Here is a 22,689-nt window from a genome sequence, read left to right as displayed (position 1 = left end):
GGGCTTGCCCGCTCCCACAGGGATAGCGCCTGCCTTGAGGGCGATGCAGTACCTGTGGGAGCGGGCAAGCCCGCGAAGCAGGCGACGCGATTATTCCGAGTTGGTGTTCCACACCCGGAACAACGGCTCTGCCAGAAACAGCACGAACAACAAGCGCATCACCTGCAGCGCCGTCACCAGCGGCACCGACAACTGCAGTGTCTCTGCCGTCAGGCTCATCTCGGCAATTCCGCCCGGCATCATCCCCAACGTCAGCGAACGCAGGTCCAGCGCGCTCATCACGCTCAATACCCAAGCGGCGCTGCCGGCAATCGCCATGCACAATGCCGTGGCCACCAGGGTAAGTCCCAGAAAAGACGGTGCGCGGCGAAAGAACGCGCGGTTGAAGTGGCAGGCCAGGCCACTGCCGATCAACCACTGGCCGATCTGGCTGGCGCCATTGGGCAGGGTTATCTGCAGGTTGCCCGCCAGGCTCACGGTGGCTGCCACCAGCAATGGCCCGAACAGCCATGGGTTGGGCTGGCGCAAGCGCTGCCAGAGCAGGGCGACGGCAACGCCCAGCGGCGCAATCAGCGCCAGCCAGCCCCAGCTCACAGTGCCGGTGTGATTCAGCGGCACCCCGTCACCCAGCAGGAACTTGAACAGCGCCGGCACGCACAGTACCACCGCCAGTACGCGCAGGCTCTGCGCCGCCGCCACCTGGCTGAGCGCCGCGCCATTGCGCGCGCCAAGGTTGACCATCTCCCCCGAACCGCCCGGCATGCTGGCAAAGAACGCCGTGGCACGGTCTTCACCGCTGCGTCGCAACAGCCATACGCTGATCACGCTGGACAGGGTGGTGAACAGGGCGCCGAAGAAGATCAGTGCGAAATGGCTGGCCACCTGCTCGATCACCGCCGGGGTGAAGTGCAGGCCGATACCGATGCCGATGATCCACTGCCCGCATTTACGGCCATTGGGGATTTCCGGCAGCTGCCAGGGTGTCAGGCAGCGTACCAGGATGATCGCCAGCAGCGAGCCGACCATCCACGGCAAAGGCCAGCCGACCTTGCTGGCGGCAAAACCGCCAGCGAGGCCGACCAGCCCGGTCGCGACAAATAACGGCAACGAGCGATCAGGCATCGGCCATCGCCCGGCGCTGCTGGCTGCGTTTGCGCCAGATGCGCAGCAGCGGCAGGGTCAGCATGCAAATGGTCAGTACCCATACCGACATGCTGATCGGGCTCGACCAGAGGATGCCCAGTTCGCCGTTGGAGATCGACAGCGCCCTGCGCAGGTTCTGTTCCATCAGCCCACCGAGGATGAAGCCGAGCAGGATCGGCGACAGCGGGAAGTCCAGCTTGCGCAGGATATAGCCCATGATGCCGATGCCGACCATCAGGAACAGGTCGAAGGTGGTGGCATGCACGGCGTACACCCCGATCCCCGTGATAATGGCGATCACCGGCACCAGCGCCCAGTTCGGCACGGCGAGGATGCGGGTGAAGATGCGGATCATCGGGATGTTCAGGATTACCAGCATGATGTTGGCGATGAACAGCGAGGCGATCAGCCCCCAGACGATGTCTGGCTGCTGTTCGAACAGCAGTGGGCCTGGGGTGATGTTGTACAAGGTCAGTGCGCCGATCATCACCGCAGTGGTGCCCGAGCCGGGTACACCCAGGGTCAGCATCGGTACCAGGGCGCCACAGCAGGAGGCGCCGATAGCGGTTTCCGGGGCGGCCAGGCCACGGGCGTCGCCCTTGCCGAACTTGCCCTTGTCACCTGCCAGGCGTTTTTCGGTCATGTAGGCCACGGCGCTGGCCAGTGTTGCACCGGCGCCAGGCAGCACACCCATGATGAAGCCCAGCAGGCCGCAGCGGATGTTGACCACAAATACCGAGGCCGCTTCCTTGAAGTTGAACAGCATGCGCCCGGTGGCCTTGACTGCCTGGTGGCCATGGTGGGTCTTTTCCAGCAGCAGGAGGATTTCGCTGATGGAGAACAGGCCCAGCACCAGCACCACGAACTGGATGCCGTCGGCCAGGTGCACGCTGTCGCCGGTGAAGCGGTACACGCCACTGTTGGCATCGATGCCGACCGCCGACAGGAACAGGCCGATCAGTGCGGCAATGAAGGTTTTCAACGGCTTGTCGCCGGCCATGCCGCCGAGGGCGACGATGGCGAACACCATCAGCACGAAGTACTCCGCCGGGCCGAAGGCGATTGCCCATTTCGCCAGCAGCGGGGCGAACAGCACCATGCCGCAGGTGGCGATCAGCGCACCGATGAACGAACTCCAGGCCGACAGCGACAGCGCTACGCCAGCCAGCCCATTGCGGGCCATCGGGTAGCCATCGAGAGTGGTCATCACGGTCGAGGCTTCGCCGGGGATGTTCAGCAGGATCGAACTGATGCGCCCACCGTACTCGCAGCCCAGGTATACCGCCGCCAGCAGGATCAGCGCCGACTCCGGCGGCAGGCCGAGGGCGAAGGCGATGGGAATCAGCAATGCCACGCCGTTGATCGGGCCCAGGCCCGGCAGCAGGCCGACCACGGTACCGATCAGCGTACCGGTGAGGGCGGTGACCAGGTTGTAGGGGGACAGGGCGACGCCGAAGCCCTGGCCCAGGTAGCTCAAGGTATCCATGTGTCAGTTCTCCAGTACGCTCAGCAGGCCAAGGGGCAGGGGCACGTCCATCACACGGTCGAACAGCCAGTAGAGGAACAGGCTCATGCCCACTACCACGATGGCACTGTGCAGCCAGCGGCCACCATACAGGCGGGCCATGGGCACGCCGACCAGGATGGCGCTGAGGATGAAGCCCAGGGCTTCGAAGGTGCTGGCGAAAACGATCAGCAGGCCGACGCAGGCGGTGATCTTGATCAGGGTTTCGCGGTCCAGTTCCGGCTCGTCGTCCTTGCGCACGATGGGTGTGGGGCGGAACACCAGGTACAGCAGGCCCAGGCCCAGCAGGCCGAGCATCAGCAGCGGGTAGGCGCGCGGGCCCACCGGTTCATAGGAAAACGCCGCCTGGTAAGGCCAGGCCATCACGGCCAGGGCGGCGCACACCGCCAGCAGGGCCAGGGCGAAGATGCGTTGCAGGATCATCAGAGAGTCCTCATTGAGCACGGACCTTGTGGGAGCGGGCATGACCGCGAACACCGGCAACGCCGGTGCCAGGCACCGCGGTGTCTTCTTCGCGGGCGCGCCCGCTCCCACAGGGTCGGTGAAAGGGCGGTGGCGGCTTACTGGATCAGGCCAAACTCCCTGGCCAGTGCCTTGTAGTCAGCCACTTGCTTCTTCACATAGCCGTCCAGCTCTGCACCGGTCATGGCGAAGGGGAACAGTTCGCGCTGGTCACGCAGCTTGGTGAAGTCTTCCGAGGCCAGCATCTTGTCGAATGACTGTTTCCACCAGGCGTAGTCCTCGTCGCTCACCTTTGGCCCCAGGTAGAAACCGCGTACCACCGGCCAGACGATGTCGTAGCCCTGTTCCTTGGCGGTGGGGATGTCTTTCATTTCGGGCTCGTCCAGGCGGTTTTCCGAGAACACCGCGAGGATGCGCATGTTGCCGCTCTGAATGTGCGGCATCGAGTCGGAGATGTCGGTCGAGCCTACCTGGATATGCCCGCCCAGCAACGCAGTGGCGATTTCGCCGCCGCCTTCCAGGGCTACGTAGCGCAGGTCACGCGGGTTGATGCCGGCGGCCTTGGCGATCAGGGCGGTCTGCATCCAGTCCTGGCTGCCGACGGTACCGCCGGAGCCGATCACTACCTTGCTCGGGTCTTTCTTCAACGCCGCTACCAGGTCGTCGAGGGTCTTGTACGGCGAGTCGCTTTTCACTGCGATGGCGCCGTAGCTGGTGCCGACGGCGGCCAGCCATTTCACCGCGTTCTCGTCGAAGCGGCCGAACTTGCCCTGGGCCAGGTTCAGCAGCGAGCCGCTGGACCAGGCCACCAGGGTGCCGGCATCGGCCGGGCGCTGGGCGACCACGGCGTTGTAGGCCACCGCACCGACACCGCCGGGCATGTAGGTGACGCGCATCGGCTTGGTGAGGATCTTTTCCTGCACCAGGGCGCTTTGCACCAGCTTGCAGGTCAGGTCGAAGCCGCCGCCGGGCGAGGCGGGGGCAATGCATTCGGGGCGTTTCGGTTCGGCAGCGAGGGCGTTGCCGGCCAACAGCAGGCAGCCGGTAGCGAGGACGAGGCGGCGCAGTGAAAAGGTCATCGTCTATCTCCGTGAGCGTTGTTGTAATCAAGTTATCGCTATGGGGTTACCACAGCGCCACGCTGTAGCTAACCAGCAGCCGCACTTCGTCCGCGTCGCGGGCGAAGTTGGAGCGGAAGGTAGCGTTGCGCAGGCGCACGGCGACGTTCTTCAACGGGCCGCTTTGTACCACGTACTTCAGTTCGGTGTTGCGTTCCCACTCCTTGCCCTCGCCACCGGCCGCGCGGCTGACGTTGTCGCCGCTGATGTAGCGGGTCATGAAGGTCAGGCCGGGCAGGCCGAGTGCGGCGAAGTTGTAGTCGTAGCGCGCCTGCCAGGAGCGCTCGTCGGCGCCGGCGAAGTCGTTGATCTGGACGAAGTTGACCAGGTAGGGGTCGGCACCATCGACGTACGGGAAGGCGCTGTCGCCTGACAGCTGCTGCCAGGCGGCGCTGACCTTGTGCCCGCCCAGGGCGTAGCTGAGCATGCCGTTGACGGTGGTGTTGTCGATGTTGCCGGCCTTGGCGGCGCCGGCGTCGTCACTCACCGCCAGGCGCAGGTCGGCGCCGAAGGTGCCCGGGCCCCATGGCTGGGTGGCGACCATGCCGATGAAGTGCTGGCGGTAGATATCGTCGAGCTGGGCAAAGTGGTAGCTGCCGGTGATGCGATCGGTGAACTGGTAGTCGAGGCCGGCCAGGTCCAGGTTGTCGGCGCTGAACGAGCCACCGAAGCGGCCGTTCTTGTTGTTCAGGGCCAGGTCTTCCCAGTTTGTGTCGTTGCGGTCCTTGGCCTTTTCCAGTCGGCCGCCGGTGAAGGTCAGGCCCTTGACCTCCTTCGAGGTGAGCAGGCCACCTTCGAAGGTTTGCGGCAGGATGCGCCCATCGTTGGGTTGCAGGGTCGGCAGTTCGGGGATCAGCGTGCCGATCTTCAGTTCGGTCTGCGACACCTTTACCTTGCCGGTCAGGCCGAGCTTGGAGTACTCGTCGGCGGCCTTGCCGTCATCGTGGGTCGGCAGCAGGCCGGTGTCGGTGCGGTCGGGGCTGGAGTCGAGCTTGATGCCGAGCATGCCCAGCGCATCCAGGCCGAAGCCCACGGTGCCATCGGTGTAGCCAGACTCGAAGTTGAGCATGAAGCCCTGGGCCCACTCGTCGCGCTTGGATTGCTGCGCACTGGTGCCGTCGCGGAAATCGCGGTTGAAGTACATGTTGCGGGTTTCGAAGGTGGCCGTGCTGTCTTCGAAGAAGGCGGCCTGGCTCATCGGGGCGACACCGGCAAGCGCAAGGGCGCTGGCGATGGCGGAGGGGCGTGCGGCAAAGGAACGGGTAGGCGCGAAGGCCTGCGGCTGCGATGACAGCATCACTGATGGCTCCGTTTATTGTTCTTATTCGTTGCACCTTGCTGGTGCTTTTTTCGGCGCGAAGGGCGACCGTGGTGCGATGCTAGGTAACCAACCTTTCGCTAACCTTTCAGCGTGAAAGGTTTGTCGACAGGGCTTCACAGGCCTGCCGACAGCGGTACACTCCGCGCCACCGTCCCACCCGAGCAGGGAGAATCCGATGCGTGTGCTGTTGGTCGAAGACCACCTGCAACTGGCCGAAAGCGTGGCCCAGGCCTTGAAAAGCCATGGCCTGACCGTGGATGTGCTGCATGACGGCGTGGCCGCCGACCTGGCCCTGGCCAGCGAGGAATACGCCGTGGCGGTGCTGGATGTCGGCTTGCCGCGCATGGATGGCTTCGAGGTGCTGGCGCGCCTGCGCAGCCGTGGCAAGACCCTGCCGGTGCTGATGCTGACCGCGCGCAGCGACGTCAAGGACCGGGTCCACGGCCTGAACCTGGGCGCCGACGACTACCTGGCCAAGCCGTTCGAGCTGACCGAACTGGAAGCACGGGTCAAGGCCCTGCTGCGGCGCAGCGTGCTCGGTGGCGAGCGTCAGCAACGCTGCGGGCCGCTGGTGTACGACCTGGACATCCGGCGCTTCACCCTGGGTGGCGAAAACCTGACCCTGACCTCGCGCGAACAGAGCGTACTGGAAGCGCTGATCGCCCGCCCGGGCCGGGTGATGAGCAAGGAGCAACTGGCCGCCCAGGTGTTCGGCCTGGACGAAGAAGCCAGCCCCGACGCCATCGAAATCTACATCCACCGCCTGCGCAAGAAGCTCGACGGCCACCCGGTGGCCATCGTCACCTTCCGTGGCCTGGGCTACCTGCTTGAGCACCGCGATGCGTGACAACGGCAGCCTGCGCGGGCGCTTGCTCGGCAACCTGGCCTTGCTGCTGGTGGTGTTGATGCTGGCCAGTGGCCTGAGCGCTTATTGGAACGGCCGCGAGGCCGCCGATACCGCCTACGACCGAACCCTGCTTGCCTCCGCAAGGACCATTGCCGCAGGCCTGTCCCAGCGTGACGGTTCGTTGAGCGCGGATGTGCCCTACGTGGCCCTGGACACCTTCGCCTACGACAGTGCCGGGCGCATCTACTACCAGGTGCTGGACATCCAGCAACGGCTGATTTCCGGCTACGAGAACCTGCCAGCGCCGCCGCCGGGCACGCCGCGTACCGACGATTACCCGGCGCTGGCGCGGTTCTACAACGCCACATACCTGGGCCAGGACGTGCGCGTGGTCAGCCTGCTGAAGCCAGTGAGCGAGCCGAACATGAACGGCATGGCGGAAATCCGCGTGGCCGAGACCGAGGAAGCGCGGGTGCGCATGGCCCGAGGCTTGATGGCCGATACCCTGTTGCGCCTGGGGATGCTGGCGCTGGGCGCGCTGGTGATGGTGTGGTTTGCCGTGAGTGCCGCGTTGCGGCCGCTGGAGCGCCTGCGCACGGCGGTGGAAGAGCGCCAACCGGACGACCTGCGGGCCTTGCCGGTGGTCCAGGTGCAGCGTGAGCTGGGCCCGCTGGTGCGGGCTCTGAACCATTTCACCGAGCGTTTGCGCGGCCAGTTCGAGCGCCAGGCGCAGTTCATCGCCGACGCCGCCCACGAGTTGCGCACGCCACTGGCAGCGCTGAAGGCGCGGGTCGAGCTGGGCCTGCGTTCGGCCGAGCCGCAGGAGTGGCGGCAGACGCTGGAGTCGGCGGCCCAGGGCACTGATCGGCTGACCCACCTGGCCAACCAGCTGCTGTCGCTGGCGCGGGTCGAGAACGGTGCGCGGGCGATTGCCGAAGGCGGTGCGCAGCGCCTGGATCTGAGCCAGTTGGCTCGTGAACTGGGCATGGCCATGGCACCGCTGGCGCACAAGCGCGGGGTAGCGCTGGCCCTGGAGGCCGAGGCGCCGGTGTGGCTGAAGGGCGAGCCGACGCTGCTCAACGAGCTGTTGAGCAACCTGGTGGACAATGCCTTGGCGCATACGCCGGCTGGCGGCAACGTGATCTTGCGAGTGTTGGCGCCGGCGGTGCTTGAGGTGGAGGACGACGGGCCGGGGATTCCCGAGGCCGAGCGTGAGCGGGTGTTCGAGCGCTTCTACCGGCGAAGTGCGCAGGGCAGTGGGCTTGGCTTGGCGATTGTCGGCGAGATCTGCCGGGCGCACCTGGCACAGGTGAGCCTGCATGACGGTGCGAAGGGCGGGTTGCGGGTGAGGGTGAGTTTTATCGCGGATTGATGTGATGCCTGTACCGGCCCTTTCGCGGGTGAACCCGCTCCCACAGGGACCGCGCCGCTGCAGAAGGCTACGCTATACCTGTGGGAGCGGGTTTACCCGCGAAGAGGCCGGCACAGGCTGACACCGGTCAGCGCAACATGCTCCGCGCCTCGATCAGTTCACCCACTTCCAGCTCGGTGCCGTACGGCAGGCCCAAGTGGCGGTATGCCGGTAGTGCCGCCAGCGGCCGGTGGCGCCCGCGCTGGCTGATGCAGCGGGCGATCTGCACGATGTCGATGTAGTCGATCTTGTCTGTCTGCCGGTCCAGGTCCTGCACCTGGCTCGGCAGGTTGACCAGTTGCTCCGGAAACTCCCAGGCCTTGAGGATCTTGTCACCCAGCACCGGCTGGATCTGCTCGATCACATAGTGCAGGCACACCGGGTCGGACAACAGTTCGTTGTGCTCTTCGGCATAGATCAGCACCGGTAGTGCACCAATCTGGTTGACCAGCCCACCGAGGGTAGCCTGGTCGGGCTTGAGCTGCGTAAAACGCCGGCAGATTTCGTAGCTGATGCCCGCCACATCCAGGCTGTTGGCCCAGATATCCCGTAACTTCTGTTCCACCGCCGGCGCACGAGCGTGGAAAATCTGCTCGATTACCAGGCCAATGGCCAGGTTGCAGCTGTAGTTGATGCCCAGCCGCGTGATGGCGGTGTGCAAATCGGTGACCTCGACCGCCGCGCGCAGCAGCGGGCTGTTGACGACCTTGATCAGGCGCGCTGAAAGGGCCGCATCGCGACCGATCACCTTGCTCAGGGCCGCCACGCTGATCTCACTGTCTTCCGCCGCCTCGCGGATGCTCAAGGCAACCTCGGGCAGGGTCGGCAGGACCAGGTCATCCTTTTCGATGGCATCGAGCAACTGTGCTTGAACCATCTCGGCCAGCTTGTTCATGGGCGTGTCTACCGCAGTGGTGGTGCGGCCCCGCCATGTGGGCGGGGCAGGCTGGTCAGCGCTGGATTTCCCGGTCGCGGTCCAGTTCGTAGGGCAGGGTCAGCACCTGCAGGCGCGGGCCTTCGAGGCTGCCCAGGTGCAGGTTGTCGTCTTCCACCGCTTCGGCGCTGAGCACGGCCAGCAGTTCGCAGCCTGTGCCGTTGCTGGCAGCAATGACCACTTCACCGACCGACGAAGCATGGGTGGGCGAGAAAATCTCGGCACCCGGGGCCGGAATGGCCTGCTGGTCCAGTGCCAGGCGGTACTGGCGGCGCTTGAGCTTGCCCAGGTACTGCATGCGGGCAACGATTTCCTGACCGGTGTAGCAGCCCTTCTTGAAGCTGACGCCGTCGACGGCCTGCAGGTTGATCATCTGCGGGATGAACAGCTCGCGGGTCGGCCCCATGACCTGGCCGATCCCGGCGCGAATCTGCCCCAGCAGCCAGTCGTCGAGGCTGCCTTCTGGCAGCGCGGCGGCCAGCGCCAGGCGAACGCTGTCGGCGTTGTCCGCAGGTACCCACAGTTCGACGCGGCCGGTGGACACGGCGATGGCAATCAATCCGTCGTGACGCACGGTGCTGCCGGCTGCCGCGGGCACATCAAGGCCCAGGGCCTGCAGCGCCGAGTCGCCGCCTTGCAGGCCGAAGCGTGCCCAGGCAGCGCTTTCATCGGTCAGCGTCGCCTTGGAGAACACGGCGTACTTCTTGAGGTCGGCCAGCTGGGCGTCGAGCAGCTCGCTGGCCATGGCCAGCAGGTAGCCGTTGCCTTCGGGCAGGATGCGGAAACTCGATTGCATGCGCCCCTTGACCATGCAGCGGGCGCCGAGGCTGGCGTGCTCCAGGCTGAGGTAGTTGATGTTGCAGGTCAGCTGGCCTTGCAGAAACTTGCCTGCATCGGAGCCGCGGACAGCGAGGATGCCCTCGTGGGACAGGGGGCAGAAGAAAGCGGAATCGGCCATGGGTCATCGCGGTGGCTAAAGACTGGCGGCCATCATAGAACGCTGGTAACAAAATAGGTAGGTGACTAGACCAACGCCCGGTGTCGCTTCGCTCGCCTGGCTGTATACTGGCGGGCCATTCGAGGAGGGCCCCATGGTCGAACAAACTGAACTCAACCGGCTTTTCTGGCACAGCCGCCGCGGCATGCTGGAACTGGACGTACTGCTGGTGCCTTTCACCCAGGAAGTCTACCCCACGCTCAACGAGACCGACCGCGAACTCTACGTGCGTCTGTTGAGCTGCGAGGATCAGGACATGTTCGGCTGGTTCATGGAGCGCACCGAGTCCGAAGACCCGGAGTTGCAGCGCATGGTCCGCATCATCCTGGACCGTGTCCAGCCCAAGTGAATGCTTCGAGTGCCGCTGGCAAGGCTCGCGCCTGCTGCTGGCGGTCTACCTGGTGTGCCAGGTACTGGCGTGGTTCGCCGCATGGGCGAGCCCGCTCCCCTGGTGGTCAGCCTTTGCTGTTGTTGCCGCCTGTATTGCCCACGCTGGCTGGGCCATTCCCCGACGTATTCTGCTGACGCATGAGCATGCCGTTGTCGGCCTGCGCCGTGATGTGCGTGGTTGGCAGGTGTTCAGCCGTGCCCGTGGCTGGCAGCCGGTGCGCTTGTGCCGGGATAGCTTGGCGTTGCCTGGGCTGGTGGTGTTGCGCTTTGTGCGGGCGGGGCGCTGGTTGGGGGAGAGCCAATGCGTGCCACTGGATGCGCTGGGGGCTGATGAGCACCGGCGCTTGCGGGTGCGGTTGAAGTTCAGCCGGCGCAGGTGGGCAGGGGTGAGCCGGGCATAAAACCATACCGAGTTGGCTTCTTCGCGGGCCTGCCCGCTCCCACAGGTACTGCGCAAGCCTGCAAGGCAGTGGGATTCCTGTGGGAGCGGGCGCGCCCGCGAAGGCCGCGACACCGATTTCAGATCGGGCTGAGAATGGTGTCCTTGGCCTCGTCCAGCATCCCCGGGTAATCCAGGGTGTAATGCAGCCCGCGGCTTTCCTTGCGCTGCATGGCCGACAGGATCATCAGCTCGGCCACCTGCGCCAGGTTGCGCAATTCGATCAGGTCGCGGCTGACCTTGTAGTTGCTGTAGAACTCGTCGATTTCATCCAGCAGCAGGCGAATGCGGTGCTGCGCTCGCTGCAGGCGCTTGCTGGTGCGCACGATGCCGACGTAGTCCCACATGAAGCGCCGCAGTTCGTCCCAGTTGTGCGCAATGATCACGTCCTCGTCCGAGTCGGTGACCTGGCTGGCGTCCCAGCCGGGCAGGGTCTTGGGCATGACCACTTCATCCAGGTGCGCCTGGATGTCGGCCGCGGCGGCACGGCCATAGACGAAGCATTCCAGCAGCGAGTTGCTGGCCATGCGGTTGGCGCCATGCAGGCCGGTGAAACTGGTTTCGCCTATGGCGTACAGGCCCGGTACGTCGGTGTGGCCGCGGTCGTCGACCATCACCCCGCCGCAGGTGTAGTGCGCGGCCGGTACCACCGGGATCGGCTGACGGGTGATGTCGATACCGAAGGCCAGGCAGCGCTCGTACACGGTCGGGAAGTGGCTCTTGATGAAGTCGACCGGCTTGTGGGTGATGTCCAGGTACACGCAGTCCACGCCCAGGCGCTTCATCTCGTGGTCGATGGCGCGGGCCACGATGTCGCGCGGGGCCAGTTCTTCGCGGGGGTCGAAGCGTGGCATGAAACGCTCGCCATTGGGCAGGCGCAGCAGGGCACCTTCGCCGCGCAGGGCTTCGGTGATCAGGAAACTCTTGGCCTGCGGGTGGTACAGGCAAGTCGGGTGAAACTGGTTGAACTCCAGGTTCGCCACCCGGCAGCCGGCCCGCCAGGCCATGGCGATGCCGTCGCCGCAGGCACCATCGGGGTTGCTGGTATACAGGTAGACCTTGGCCGCACCGCCAGTGGCCAGCACGGTGAAACGCGCACCGAAGGTGTCAACCTCGCCGGTGTTGCGGTCGAGCACATAGGCACCCAGGCAGCGCTCGCCGGGCAGACCGAGGCGACGTTCGGTAATCAGGTCGACTGCCACGCGCTGCTCCAGCAACTGGATGTTCGGGCGCAGGCGGGCCTGCTCCAGCAGCGTGGTGAAGATGGCTGCGCCGGTGGCATCGGCAGCGTGGATGATACGCCGGTGACTATGGCCGCCTTCGCGGGTCAGGTGGAACTCGAAGCCACCGTCGTCGACGCTGTAGTGCTCGTCACGGGTAAAGGGCACGCCTTGCTCGATAAGCCACTCGATGGCTTCGCGGCTGTGCTCGACGGTGAAGCGCACGGCGTCTTCATGGCACAGGCCGCCGCCGGCATTGAGGGTGTCCTCGACATGCGACTGCACGGTGTCGGTATTGTCCAGCACTGCCGCGACACCGCCCTGGGCCCAGAAGGTCGAGCCGTTGGCCAGGTCGCCCTTGCTGAGCACGGCGACTCGCAGGTGGCTGGGGAGGTTCAGTGCCAGGCTGAGACCGGCGGCACCGCTGCCGATCACCAGGACATCATGTTGGAATTGTTGGCTCATGTCGGGACACTAGTATTCTTTGGAAGGGGCGCGGCACAATAGTCACGCGCCGATGGCATTGTGAAACTATCGTTGAAACCGGCCGGGTTGCCTTTATAGCAGCCCCGGGTGGCCAATTTCCATGCCACCTGCCTGGTCGCTGCAACCTTTGTGGGAACTTTCCGACATGGCGGGAAATCCTATGAAGGCTGCCCACGCGCCACAACTGCCGCGGCGACGCAGGGCGGCAGGCCTGTCCGGGCTGTCCCTGCGTACTCGAAACCTGATTATCGACGTAGCCGGCCGTGTCCGTGCCGCGTCTTCCGTGCAAGCCGACCAAGGGCTGCAGGAAACTTGCTTGGAGGGGAGAACTTTTGCGCAAAGCCCGAGTCTATGGTTGCAAGCCTGAACGATGGCTGATGCAACGCTCCTTCGAGTTCACTGAGGAGTGTTCATGCTAACCCAGGAAGAGGATCAGCAGCTTGTCGAGCGCGTTCAGCGCGGTGACAGGCGAGCGTTCGATCTGTTGGTGCTGAAGTATCAGCACAAGATTCTCGGGTTGATCGTGCGGTTCGTTCACGACACCCACGAGGCCCAGGATGTAGCACAGGAAGCCTTCATCAAGGCCTACCGTGCGCTTGGCAATTTCCGCGGAGACAGTGCGTTCTATACGTGGCTGTACCGCATCGCCATCAACACGGCGAAGAACTACCTGGTGTCCCGTGGAAGACGGCCGCCAGACAGTGATGTGAGCTCCGAGGATGCGGAGTTTTACGACGGCGATCATGGTCTCAAGGATCTCGAGTCCCCAGAGCGCTCGTTGTTGCGGGATGAAATCGAAGGCACTGTCCATCGCACCATCCAGCAACTGCCCGAAGACCTGCGCACGGCACTGACCCTGCGCGAGTTCGATGGGCTGAGTTACGAAGACATTGCCAGTGTCATGCAGTGTCCGGTGGGTACCGTGCGCTCTCGAATCTTCCGCGCTCGGGAGGCAATAGACAAAGCCCTGCAACCTTTGTTGCAGGAAACCTGAGACAGCGGCGACAGCCAAGAGAGGAACCGCCATGAGTCGTGAAGCTTTGCAGGAATCGCTGTCCGCGGTGATGGATAACGAAGCGGACGAGCTTGAACTGCGTCGTGTTTTGAACGCCGTAGACGATGCTGAAACCCGTGCCACCTGGTCGCGTTACCAGGTTGCCCGCGCAGCGATGCACAAGGAGCTGCTGCTGCCCAACCTGGATATCGCCTCGGCGGTGTCTGCAGCGCTGGCTGACGAAGCCGTGCCGGCCAAGGCCAAGAAAGGGCCATGGCGCAGCATTGGCCGCCTGGCGGTAGCTGCTTCGGTCACCGTGGCAGTGCTGGCTGGTGTACGCATGTACAACCAGGACGAGATCACTGGCGCCGAGCTTGCTGCCCAGCAACCTGCCCAGCAGGGTCTGAGTGTGCCACAAGCACAAGGCCCGGCCGTTTTGGCAGGCTATAGTGAGAGCAGTGAGCAACCGACCGGGCCGATGGCCAACGGCGTACTGCAGAACCAGGCCGGCTGGGACCAGCGTCTGCCAGGTTACCTGCGCCAGCATGCCCAGGAATCTGCGCTCAAGGGCACTGAAACCGCATTGCCGTATGCCCGCGCCGCCAGCCTGGAAAACCGTTAAGTAAGGAGGATCATGCGCGCGCTACCTCTCCTGTCGCTGCTGATTGGCAGCTGCATGACGGTGCCAGCGTTGGCGGCCAATTCCTCGCCCGAGGCGAGCGAGTGGCTGAGCAAGCTGGCACAGGCCGAGCAAAAGCAGAGCTACCAAGGCTCTTTTGTCTACGAACGCAACGGCAGTTTCTCTTCCCACGAGATCTGGCACAGGGTCGACGACGGCAAAGTCAGCGAGCGGCTGTTGCAACTCGATGGCGCCGCCCAGGAGATCGTGCGCGTGGACGGCAAGGTAGAGTGCGTCAGCGGGGCCTTGGCCAGTGGTGTTGCGACGCCCCCGGACACCGCGCAGCGTGTGCTGGATCCGCTGAAACTCATGGGCTGGTATGACTTGAGCGTTGCGGGCAAGTCGCGGGTCGCCGGGCGCGATGCCGTGATAGTGACGCTCAGCCCGCGCGATCAGCACCGCTATGCCTTCGAATTGCACCTGGACCGTACTACCGGGCTGCCGCTGCGCTCGTTGATGATCAATGACAAGGGGCAGTTGCTGGAGCGCTTCCAGATGACCCGTCTCGATACTGACGCACCCAGCGACGACGACCTGCGCGCCAGCGCTGCGTGCAAGCCGGTGCCGCATGTGGTCGCTGCCGCCAATGACACGGTCGCCGGCTGGCGTTCGGACTGGCTGCCGCCTGGTTTCGAACTGGTCAACAGCTCGGTCCGCCGCGACCCCAAGAACGACAGCACGGTCAGCAGCCTGATGTACGACGATGGCCTGGCGCGCTTCTCGGTGTTTCTCGAGTCGGTAAAGGATGAGGGCGGGACCGACATGCGCACCCAGCTTGGCCCGACTTCGGCTGTTTCGCGTCGGTTGAACACGCCCAAGGGCAAGGTGATGGTCACTGTGGTCGGCGAGATTCCGCTGGGTACCGCAGAGCGTGTGGCGCTGTCGATGCGCCCCCAGGATGGCCAGGCGCGCCAGTGATGGCGCGCATTTGCGGGCCTGGCGTGTGGGTTATGCCAAGGCGTGCGGACATGCCTCTGAAATGAAATTAAAGCATTGTCATTTGCAATCCATCGGCAAATTTTCTATAGGTCAGGCTTCTTGGAGCCTGGCCTTTCCTGCTTTGTGCAGGGGCCTTTCTAAACTACCGCTCGTTGTGACGGGAGCCGTATGTCAATACCACGCTTGAAATCCTACCTATCGATGTTCGCCGCCGTGCTGATGCTCGGCCAGGTGCTCAGCGCACAGGCCGAGGAAGCCCTGCCGGACTTCACTACCCTGGTCGAGCAGGCCTCACCCGCAGTGGTCAACATCAGTACCAAGCAGAAACTGCCTGACCGCCGCATGGCTGCCGGGCAGATGCCCGACCTGGAAGGCCTGCCGCCGATGTTCCGCGAGTTCTTCGAGCGCAACATGCCGCAGCAGCCTCGCTCGCCGCGTGGCGACCGCCAACGCGAGGCCCAGTCGTTGGGTTCGGGCTTCATCATTTCCAGCGATGGCTACGTACTGACCAACAACCACGTGGTAGCCGATGCCGACGAGATCATCGTCCGCCTGTCGGACCGCAGCGAGCTGCAGGCCAAGCTGGTCGGCACCGACCCGCGCACCGATGTGGCCCTGCTCAAGGTCGAGGGCAAGAACTTGCCGACCGTCAAACTGGGTGATTCCGAGAAGCTCAAGGTGGGCGAGTGGGTGCTGGCCATCGGTTCGCCGTTCGGCTTCGACCATTCGGTGACCAAAGGTATCGTCAGCGCCAAGGGCCGTACCTTGCCCAACGATACCTACGTACCGTTCATCCAGACGGACGTGGCCATCAACCCGGGCAACTCGGGCGGCCCGCTGTTCAACATGAACGGCGAAGTGGTGGGTATCAACTCGCAGATCTTCACCCGTTCCGGCGGTTTCATGGGCCTGTCGTTCGCCATCCCGATCGATGTGGCGATCGATGTCTCCAATCAATTGAAAAAAGACGGCAAGGTCAGCCGCGGCTGGCTGGGCGTGGTGATCCAGGAAGTCAACAAGGACCTGGCTGAATCGTTCGGCCTGGACAAGCCGGCCGGTGCCCTTGTGGCCCAGGTGCTGGAAAACGGCCCGGCAGCCAAGGGCGGCCTGCAGGTGGGTGACGTGATCCTGAGCATGAACGGCCAGCCGATCGTCATGTCGGCCGACCTGCCGCATCTGGTCGGCAGCCTCAAGGACGGCGAAAAGGCCAAGCTGGAGATCATCCGCAACGGCAAGCGCCAGAACCTCGATATCAGTGTTGGTGCACTGCCGGACGACGATGCCGACATCGGTACCGCCGCCGAAGGCAGCGCCGAGCGCAGCAGCAACCGCCTGGGCGTTTCGGTGGCCGACCTGACCGCCGAGCAGAAAAAAGCCCTGGAGCTCAAGGGCGGCGTGGTCATCAAGGAAGTCCAGGATGGCCCGGCCGCGATGATCGGCCTGCGCCCGGGTGACGTGATCAGCCACCTGAACAACCAGGCCATCGGTTCGGCGAAGGAATTCACCGAAATCGCCAAGGAACTGCCGAAGAACCGTTCGGTGTCGATGCGCGTGCTGCGTCAGGGCCGTGCCAGCTTCATTACCTTCAAGCTGGCTGAATAAGCGGTCTGGCAAGGAGAAAAGGGCAGCTTCGGCTGCCCTTTTTCATGAAAGTTCACAATTGCGGGGGTGAATGCTATGTACAGCCCGATAGAGGAATCTCCCATATCCCGGCAGCTTAAGGTACAATTCCCGGCTATTTTTCGGCGGGCGTCCGGCTCGCAGCCTTTTCGAGTGTTGACCCGTGAGTGATTTGAGTCATATCCGCAATTTCTCCATCATCGCCCACATCGACCATGGCAAGTCGACGCTGGCCGACCGTTTCATCCAGATGTGCGGTGGCCTGTCGGCACGCGAGATGGAAGCCCAGGTGCTCGATTCCATGGACCTGGAGCGTGAGCGCGGTATCACCATCAAGGCCCACAGCGTCACGCTCAATTACAAGGCGCAGGACGGCAAGGTCTACCAGCTGAACTTCATCGATACCCCCGGCCATGTCGACTTCACCTACGAAGTTTCGCGTTCGCTGGCGGCTTGTGAAGGTGCGCTGCTGGTGGTGGATGCCGGCCAGGGCGTCGAGGCCCAGTCCGTTGCCAACTGCTACACCGCCATCGAGCAGGGCCTTGAGGTCATGCCGGTACTGAACAAGATGGACCTGCCCCAGGCCGATCCGGATCGCGTCAAGGACGAGATCGAGAAGATCATCGGCATCGATGCCACCGACGCCGTGGCCTGCAGTGCCAAGAGCGGCATGGGCGTCGACGAGGTTCTCGAGCGCCTGGTACAGACCATCCCCGCGCCGGAAGGCGATATCGAGGCGCCGCTGCAAGCGCTGATCATCGACTCCTGGTTCGACAACTACCTGGGCGTGGTCTCGCTGGTGCGCGTGCGCCACGGCCGCGTCAAGAAAGGCGACAAGATCCTGGTCAAGTCCACCGGCAAGGTGCACCTGGTCGACAGCGTGGGCGTGTTCACCCCGAAACACACCCAGACCGCCGACCTGAAGGCCGGCGAAGTGGGCTTCATCATCGCCAGCATCAAGGACATCCACGGTGCCCCGGTCGGTGACACCCTGACCCTGTCCTCGACCCCTGAGGTCGAAGTGCTGCCAGGCTTCAAGAAAATCCAGCCGCAGGTCTACGCCGGACTGTTCCCGGTCAGCTCCGACGACTTCGAGGACTTCCGCGATGCGCTGCAGAAGCTGACCCTGAACGACTCGTCGCTGCAATACATGCCGGAAAGCTCCGACGCCCTGGGCTTCGGCTTCCGTTGCGGCTTCCTCGGCATGCTGCACATGGAGATCATCCAGGAGCGCCTGGAACGCGAATACGACCTGGACCTGATCACTACGGCGCCAAGCGTGATCTACGAGCTGGAACTGAAAACCGGCGAGACCATCACCGTCGACAACCCGTCGAAGCTGCCAGATGTCTCGGCGGTCGCCGACTTCCGCGAGCCGATCGTCACCGCCACCATCCTGGTGCCGCAGGAACATCTGGGCAACGTCATCACCCTGTGCATCGAGAAGCGTGGCGTGCAGCGCGACATGCAGTTCCTCGGCAGCCAGGTGCAGGTGCGCTACGACCTGCCGATGAACGAAGTGGTGCTGGACTTCTTCGACCGCCTCAAGTCCACCAGCCGCGGCTATGCTTCGCTGGACTATCATTTCGATCGCTACCAGTCGGCCAACCTGGTCAAGCTGGATGTACTGATCAACGGCGACAAGGTCGATGCCTTGGCATTGATCGTGCACCGCGACAACGCGGCCTACAAAGGCCGTGCGTTGACCGAGAAGATGAAGGAACTGATCCCTCGGCAGATGTTCGACGTGGCGATCCAGGCAGCTATCGGCGGCCAGATCATCGCGCGGACAACCGTCAAGGCGCTCAGAAAGAACGTACTGGCCAAGTGCTACGGTGGTGACGTCAGCCGTAAGAAGAAACTGCTGGAGAAGCAGAAGGCCGGTAAGAAACGCATGAAACAGGTGGGCAACGTGGAGATTCCACAGGAAGCCTTCCTCGCCGTGCTCAGGTTGGATAGCTAGGTCCTATGTCGCTAAATTTCCCGCTGTTGCTAGTCATCGCCGTCTTCGTCTGCGGCCTGCTGGGCTTGATCGACCTGCTGTTCCTGGCCCCGCGCCGGCGTGCGGCAATCGCCAACTACCAGGGCAGCGTCAGCCAGCCCGAGATGGCGGTGGTCGAGCGCCTGGGCAAGGAACCGTTGCTGGTCGAGTATGGCAAGTCGTTCTTCCCGGTACTGTTCATCGTGCTGGTGCTGCGTTCGTTTCTGGTCGAGCCGTTCCAGATCCCTTCGGGGTCGATGAAGCCGACCCTGGAAGTGGGCGACTTCATCCTTGTGAACAAGTTCTCGTACGGTATTCGCCTGCCGGTGATCGACAAGAAGGTCATCGAGGTGGGTGACCCGCAACGCGGTGATGTGATGGTGTTCCGCTACCCGAGCGACCCGAACGTCAACTACATCAAGCGTGTGGTCGGCCTGCCAGGCGATGTGGTGCGCTACACCAGCGACAAGCGGTTGTTCGTCAACGGCCAGCCGATTGCAGAACAATTGGTGGGCACCGAGCCGGGCACTCTGGGCAGCGCCCAGCTGTACAAGGAAAAGCTCGGCGAAGCCGAACACCTGATCCGCAAGGAAATGAGCCGTTACCGCATGCCGCCGGACCAGCAGTGGACCGTGCCGGCGGGTCATTACTTCATGATGGGCGACAACCGCGACAACTCCAACGACAGCCGTTACTGGGATGACCCTAACATCCCGAAGGAACTGCACGGCATGGTTCCGGACCGGAACATCGTCGGCAAGGCCTTCGCGGTGTGGATGAGCTGGCCAGAGCCCAAGCTCAGCCACCTGCCCAACCTGTCGCGGGTCGGTCTGATCCATTGATACCCATCGGCGCTGGCCAGCAGGCAGCGCCGAATGCATTTCTGACATAGGCTGTGTTCTCAGGGATCGGGAGATTCGCCGCACATCGCGGCGGGCCACAGCCAAACAGTCTTTCAGGATGTTGATTTGAACAACGCGTTGAACAACGAACGGGTGGCTGCATGAGTGCTCCCCTTGCCCGTCTGGAGCGAAAGCTCGGTTATACCTTCAAGAACCAGGACCAGATGCTCCTGGCACTGACCCATCGCAGTTACGCCGGGCGCAACAATGAGCGCCTGGAGTTTCTCGGTGATGCCATTCTCAACTTCGTCGCCGGCGAAGCGCTGTTCGAGCGCTTCCCGCAGGCCCGCGAAGGCCAGCTGTCGCGCTTGCGCGCGCGCCTGGTCAAGGGTGAGACCCTGGCCCGCCTGGCCCGTGGTTTCGATCTGGGCGATCACCTGCGCCTGGGTTCGGGTGAGCTCAAGAGCGGTGGCTTCCGCCGCGAGTCGATCCTGGCCGACGCCCTGGAGGCGCTGATTGGCGCCATCTACCTGGACGCCGACATGGAAACGGCCCGGGAGCGCGTGCTGGCCTGGCTGGCCGATGAGTTCGAAGGCCTGACCCTGGTCGATACCAACAAGGACCCGAAAACCCGCCTGCAGGAGTTCCTGCAGTCGCGCAGCTGTGAGCTGCCGCGTTACGAAGTGGTAGATATCCAGGGCGAACCGCACTGCCGGACCTTCTTCGTCGAATGCGAAGTAGTGCTGCTGAACAACAAGAGCCGTGGCCAGGGCGTTAGCCGGCGTATTGCCGAGCAAGTCGCCGCCGCGTCTGCACTGATCGCCTTGGGCGTGGAGAATGGCAATGACTGATAGCAACCCGACCCGCTGCGGCTACGTGGCCATTGTCGGCCGCCCGAACGTGGGCAAGTCGACCCTGCTCAACCACATCCTCGGCCAGAAGCTGGCGATCACCTCTCGCAAGCCGCAGACCACCCGCCACAACATGCTCGGCATCAAGACCGAGGGTGACGTGCAGGCGATCTACGTCGATACCCCCGGTATGCACAAGGCCAACGACAAGGCCTTGAACCGCTACATGAACCGCAATGCTTCGGCGGCCCTGAAGGACGTCGACGTGGTGATCTTCGTGGTCGACCGCACCAAATGGACCGACGAGGACCAACTGGTGCTGGAGCGCGTGCAGTACGTGACAGGCCCACTGATCATCGCGGTCAACAAGACCGACCGCATGGAAGAGAAGGCCGAATTGATCCCGCACCTGCAATGGCTGCAGGAACAGTTGCCGAACGCCGAAGTGATGCCTATTTCCGCGCAGCAGGGGCACAACCTGCAGGCGCTGGAAGCACAGATCGCCAAGCACCTGCCCGAGAACGAACACTTCTTTCCCGAAGACCAGATCACCGACCGCAGCAGCCGCTTCCTGGCTGCCGAACTGGTGCGCGAGAAGATCATGCGCCAGCTGGGTGCGGAATTGCCGTACCAGATCACCGTGGAAATCGAAGAATTCAAGCAGCAGGGCCATGTGCTGCACATCCATGCGCTGATCCTGGTCGAGCGCGACGGCCAGAAAAAGATCATCATTGGCGACAAGGGCGAGCGCATCAAGCGCATCGGCTCCGAGGCGCGCAAGGACATGGAGGTGCTGTTCGACTCCAAGGTCATGCTCAATCTGTGGGTCAAGGTGAAAGGCGGCTGGTCCGATGACGAGCGCGCCCTGCGTTCGCTGGGCTACGGCGACCTCTAAGCCTCGCACGGCCGGTCTCTGCAGGAGCGGCCTTGTGTCGCGACAGGGCCGCAAAGCGGCCCCGGATTTTCAGCTTCGCAGCATAAATTGCTGGGGCTGCTGCGCAGCCCTATCGCGACACAAGGCCGCTCCTACAAGGGCCAGTGCAACCCCTGGGGCACGTATTTTCCATGGAACAACCTGTCGGCCAGCCAGCCTACGTGCTGCACAGCCGTGCCTACAAAGAAACCAGTGCGCTGGTGGACTTCTTCACCCCGCAAGGGCGCATGCGCGCCGTGCTGCGCCGTGCGCGTGGCAAGGGTGGCAGCCTGGTGCGGCCGTTCGTGCCGCTGGAGCTGGAACTGCGTGGGCGTGGCGAGCTGAAGAATGTCGGTCGCATGGACAGTGCCGGCATCGCCGCCTGGCTGCATGGCGATGCCCTGTTCAGCGGGTTGTACCTCAACGAACTGCTCATGCGCCTGCTGCCAGCCGAAGCGCCTTTTCCGGCGCTGTTCGAACACTACACCCTGACCTTGCAAGCCTTGGCCGCCGGTCGCCCGCTGGAGCCGCTGCTGCGCTCCTTCGAATGGCGGCTGTTGGACGAGCTCGGTTATGCGTTTTCGTTGCACCACGACGTCAATGACCAGCCGATCGCGGCCGATGGCCTGTACCGCTTGCGAGTGGATGCCGGCCTGGAGCGGGTCGAGCTGGTGCAACCTGGGCTGTTCCGCGGCAGTGAACTGGCGGCCCTGGCCGAAGCCGACTGGGATGCCCCAGGTGCCTTGCTCGCTGCCAAGCGCCTGATGCGCCAGGCATTGGCGGTTCATCTGGGGGCAAAACCGCTGGTCAGCCGGGAACTGTTTCGCAAGCGCTGATCACGACGTATGCTGTGGGGCTCAATCTTCAGGAGAGCCTTTCGTGACTCACAGCAACCGCATGCTTCTCGGCGTAAACATCGACCACGTGGCGACCCTGCGCCAGGCCCGGGGCACGCGTTACCCTGATCCGGTCAAGGCTGCCCTGGATGCCGAGGAAGCAGGCGCCGATGGTATTACCGTGCACCTGCGTGAAGACCGCCGGCACATCCAGGAGCGTGACGTGGTTCTGCTCAAGGATGTACTGCAGACCCGCATGAACTTCGAGATGGGCGTCACCGAAGAGATGATGGCCTTTGCCGAGAGGATCCGCCCGGCGCATATCTGCCTGGTACCCGAAACACGTCAGGAACTGACCACCGAAGGCGGCCTGGACGTGGCGGGCCAGGAAGCACGGATCAAGGCTGCGGTTGAGCGCCTTTCGCGTACCGGTGCTGAAGTGTCGCTGTTCATCGATGCCGACGAGCGGCAGATCGAGGCATCGCGTCGCGTTGGCGCGCCTGCCATCGAGCTGCACACCGGGCGTTACGCCGATGCCGAAACCCCGACCGAAGTGGCCGAGGAACTCAAGCGTATCGTCGATGGCGTGGCGTTTGGCGTGGGGCAGGGGCTGATCGTCAATGCCGGCCACGGGCTGCATTACCACAACGTTGAGGCGGTGGCGGCAATCAAAGGCATCAATGAGCTGAACATCGGCCATGCGCTGGTGGCGCATGCGCTGTTCGTCGGCTTCAAGGCCGC

General features: G+C 63.7%; 22 protein-coding genes. 14 read left to right on the top strand and 8 right to left on the bottom strand.

What is annotated here, in order from left to right; translation table 11 throughout:
* Positions 1-90 precede the first annotated feature (90 nt).
* From ACK1U9_RS18630 to ACK1U9_RS18610, 5 genes are all read right to left on the bottom strand, one after another.
* Positions 91-1,122 carry an AbrB family transcriptional regulator gene (locus tag ACK1U9_RS18630; protein ID WP_046614797.1) on the bottom strand — a complete coding sequence of 344 codons (1,032 nt, stop codon included), beginning with the start codon at positions 1,120-1,122 and terminating at the stop codon, positions 91-93.
* Positions 1,115-2,629: a tripartite tricarboxylate transporter permease gene (locus tag ACK1U9_RS18625; RefSeq protein WP_046614796.1), complete on the bottom strand. Its 1,515-nt coding sequence runs from the start codon at positions 2,627-2,629 to the stop codon at positions 1,115-1,117. The genes ACK1U9_RS18630 and ACK1U9_RS18625 overlap by 8 nt, the downstream gene beginning before the upstream one ends.
* 3 nt (positions 2,630-2,632) lie before the next feature.
* On the bottom strand, positions 2,633-3,091 hold the full coding sequence (locus tag ACK1U9_RS18620; protein WP_046614795.1) for a tripartite tricarboxylate transporter TctB family protein: 459 nt from the start codon (positions 3,089-3,091) through the stop codon (positions 2,633-2,635).
* A gap of 137 nt (positions 3,092-3,228) precedes the next feature.
* A complete protein-coding gene (locus tag ACK1U9_RS18615; protein WP_108481303.1) occupies positions 3,229-4,209 on the bottom strand; it encodes a Bug family tripartite tricarboxylate transporter substrate binding protein in 981 nt (326 codons plus the stop codon).
* A 46-nt stretch (positions 4,210-4,255) separates the two neighbouring features.
* Complete coding sequence (locus tag ACK1U9_RS18610) at positions 4,256-5,545, bottom strand: OprD family porin (RefSeq protein WP_108481304.1); 1,290 nt, start codon at positions 5,543-5,545, stop codon at positions 4,256-4,258.
* Positions 5,546-5,744: 199 nt separating this feature from the next.
* Between ACK1U9_RS18610 and ACK1U9_RS18605 the strand changes: the two genes are divergently transcribed.
* On the top strand, positions 5,745-6,416 hold the full coding sequence (locus ACK1U9_RS18605; protein WP_046614793.1) for a response regulator: 672 nt from the start codon (positions 5,745-5,747) through the stop codon (positions 6,414-6,416).
* Complete coding sequence (locus tag ACK1U9_RS18600) at positions 6,409-7,788, top strand: sensor histidine kinase (protein ID WP_025340432.1); 1,380 nt, start codon at positions 6,409-6,411, stop codon at positions 7,786-7,788. Before ACK1U9_RS18605 ends, ACK1U9_RS18600 begins: the two co-directional genes overlap by 8 nt.
* Before the next feature lie 127 nt (positions 7,789-7,915).
* Here the strand turns inward: ACK1U9_RS18600 and ACK1U9_RS18595 are convergent, their stop codons facing one another.
* Together ACK1U9_RS18595 and ygfZ are read right to left on the bottom strand one after the other, a co-directional pair.
* Positions 7,916-8,722, bottom strand: coding sequence for an HDOD domain-containing protein (locus tag ACK1U9_RS18595; RefSeq protein ID WP_015271603.1), 807 nt, complete (start codon positions 8,720-8,722; stop codon positions 7,916-7,918).
* A gap of 55 nt (positions 8,723-8,777) precedes the next feature.
* Entirely contained in the window at positions 8,778-9,719 is a 942-nt protein-coding gene (gene ygfZ / locus ACK1U9_RS18590) for a CAF17-like 4Fe-4S cluster assembly/insertion protein YgfZ (RefSeq protein ID WP_046614792.1), read from the bottom strand.
* 133 nt (positions 9,720-9,852) lie between these two features.
* On the opposite strand from ygfZ, the gene ACK1U9_RS18585 reads away from it, so the two are divergent.
* Both ACK1U9_RS18585 and ACK1U9_RS18580 read left to right on the top strand, forming a co-directional pair.
* Positions 9,853-10,107 (top strand): FAD assembly factor SdhE, encoded by a 255-nt coding sequence (locus ACK1U9_RS18585; RefSeq protein WP_003252043.1) that lies wholly within the window; start codon positions 9,853-9,855, stop codon positions 10,105-10,107.
* Positions 10,091-10,549: a protein YgfX gene (locus ACK1U9_RS18580; protein ID WP_085601585.1), complete on the top strand. Its 459-nt coding sequence runs from the start codon at positions 10,091-10,093 to the stop codon at positions 10,547-10,549. Before ACK1U9_RS18585 ends, ACK1U9_RS18580 begins: the two co-directional genes overlap by 17 nt.
* 118 nt (positions 10,550-10,667) lie before the next feature.
* On the opposite strand, the gene nadB is transcribed toward ACK1U9_RS18580, so the two are convergent.
* The gene (gene nadB, locus ACK1U9_RS18575; RefSeq protein ID WP_085601584.1) at positions 10,668-12,272 is read right to left on the bottom strand and encodes an L-aspartate oxidase; all 1,605 of its coding nucleotides are present in this window, start codon (positions 12,270-12,272) and stop codon (positions 10,668-10,670) included.
* 433 nt (positions 12,273-12,705) lie between these two features.
* On the opposite strand from nadB, the gene rpoE reads away from it, so the two are divergent.
* The 10 genes from rpoE to pdxJ form a co-directional block, all read left to right on the top strand.
* Entirely contained in the window at positions 12,706-13,287 is a 582-nt protein-coding gene (gene rpoE, locus ACK1U9_RS18570; protein WP_003252049.1) for an RNA polymerase sigma factor RpoE, read from the top strand.
* A 31-nt stretch (positions 13,288-13,318) separates the two neighbouring features.
* On the top strand, positions 13,319-13,909 hold the full coding sequence (locus tag ACK1U9_RS18565) for a sigma-E factor negative regulatory protein (protein WP_013973999.1): 591 nt from the start codon (positions 13,319-13,321) through the stop codon (positions 13,907-13,909).
* 12 nt (positions 13,910-13,921) lie between these two features.
* A complete protein-coding gene (locus ACK1U9_RS18560; RefSeq protein WP_046614789.1) occupies positions 13,922-14,884 on the top strand; it encodes a MucB/RseB C-terminal domain-containing protein in 963 nt (320 codons plus the stop codon).
* A 222-nt stretch (positions 14,885-15,106) separates the two neighbouring features.
* The gene (locus tag ACK1U9_RS18555; RefSeq protein ID WP_371916247.1) at positions 15,107-16,507 is read left to right on the top strand and encodes a DegQ family serine endoprotease; all 1,401 of its coding nucleotides are present in this window, start codon (positions 15,107-15,109) and stop codon (positions 16,505-16,507) included.
* A 181-nt stretch (positions 16,508-16,688) separates the two neighbouring features.
* Entirely contained in the window at positions 16,689-18,488 is a 1,800-nt protein-coding gene (gene lepA / locus ACK1U9_RS18550; RefSeq protein WP_025340425.1) for a translation elongation factor 4, read from the top strand.
* Positions 18,489-18,493: 5 nt separating this feature from the next.
* Positions 18,494-19,348, top strand: coding sequence for a signal peptidase I (lepB, locus tag ACK1U9_RS18545; protein WP_046614787.1), 855 nt, complete (start codon positions 18,494-18,496; stop codon positions 19,346-19,348).
* 161 nt (positions 19,349-19,509) lie between these two features.
* Complete coding sequence (rnc, locus tag ACK1U9_RS18540; protein ID WP_003258487.1) at positions 19,510-20,199, top strand: ribonuclease III; 690 nt, start codon at positions 19,510-19,512, stop codon at positions 20,197-20,199.
* Positions 20,192-21,094 carry a GTPase Era gene (gene era, locus ACK1U9_RS18535; RefSeq protein WP_015271595.1) on the top strand — a complete coding sequence of 301 codons (903 nt, stop codon included), beginning with the start codon at positions 20,192-20,194 and terminating at the stop codon, positions 21,092-21,094. The genes rnc and era overlap by 8 nt, the downstream gene beginning before the upstream one ends.
* Positions 21,095-21,264: 170 nt before the next feature.
* The gene (gene recO / locus ACK1U9_RS18530; RefSeq protein ID WP_108481306.1) at positions 21,265-21,948 is read left to right on the top strand and encodes a DNA repair protein RecO; all 684 of its coding nucleotides are present in this window, start codon (positions 21,265-21,267) and stop codon (positions 21,946-21,948) included.
* Between the two features lie 61 nt (positions 21,949-22,009).
* Positions 22,010-22,689 (top strand): pyridoxine 5'-phosphate synthase (pdxJ, locus tag ACK1U9_RS18525; protein WP_449110085.1); only part of this gene is annotated, 680 nt, incomplete at its 3' end.

This window comes from Pseudomonas sp. XP1, from assembly GCF_053557675.1.
Note: the sequence above shows the minus strand (reverse complement) of the source record. Positions and strands in the feature narration are given on the sequence as shown.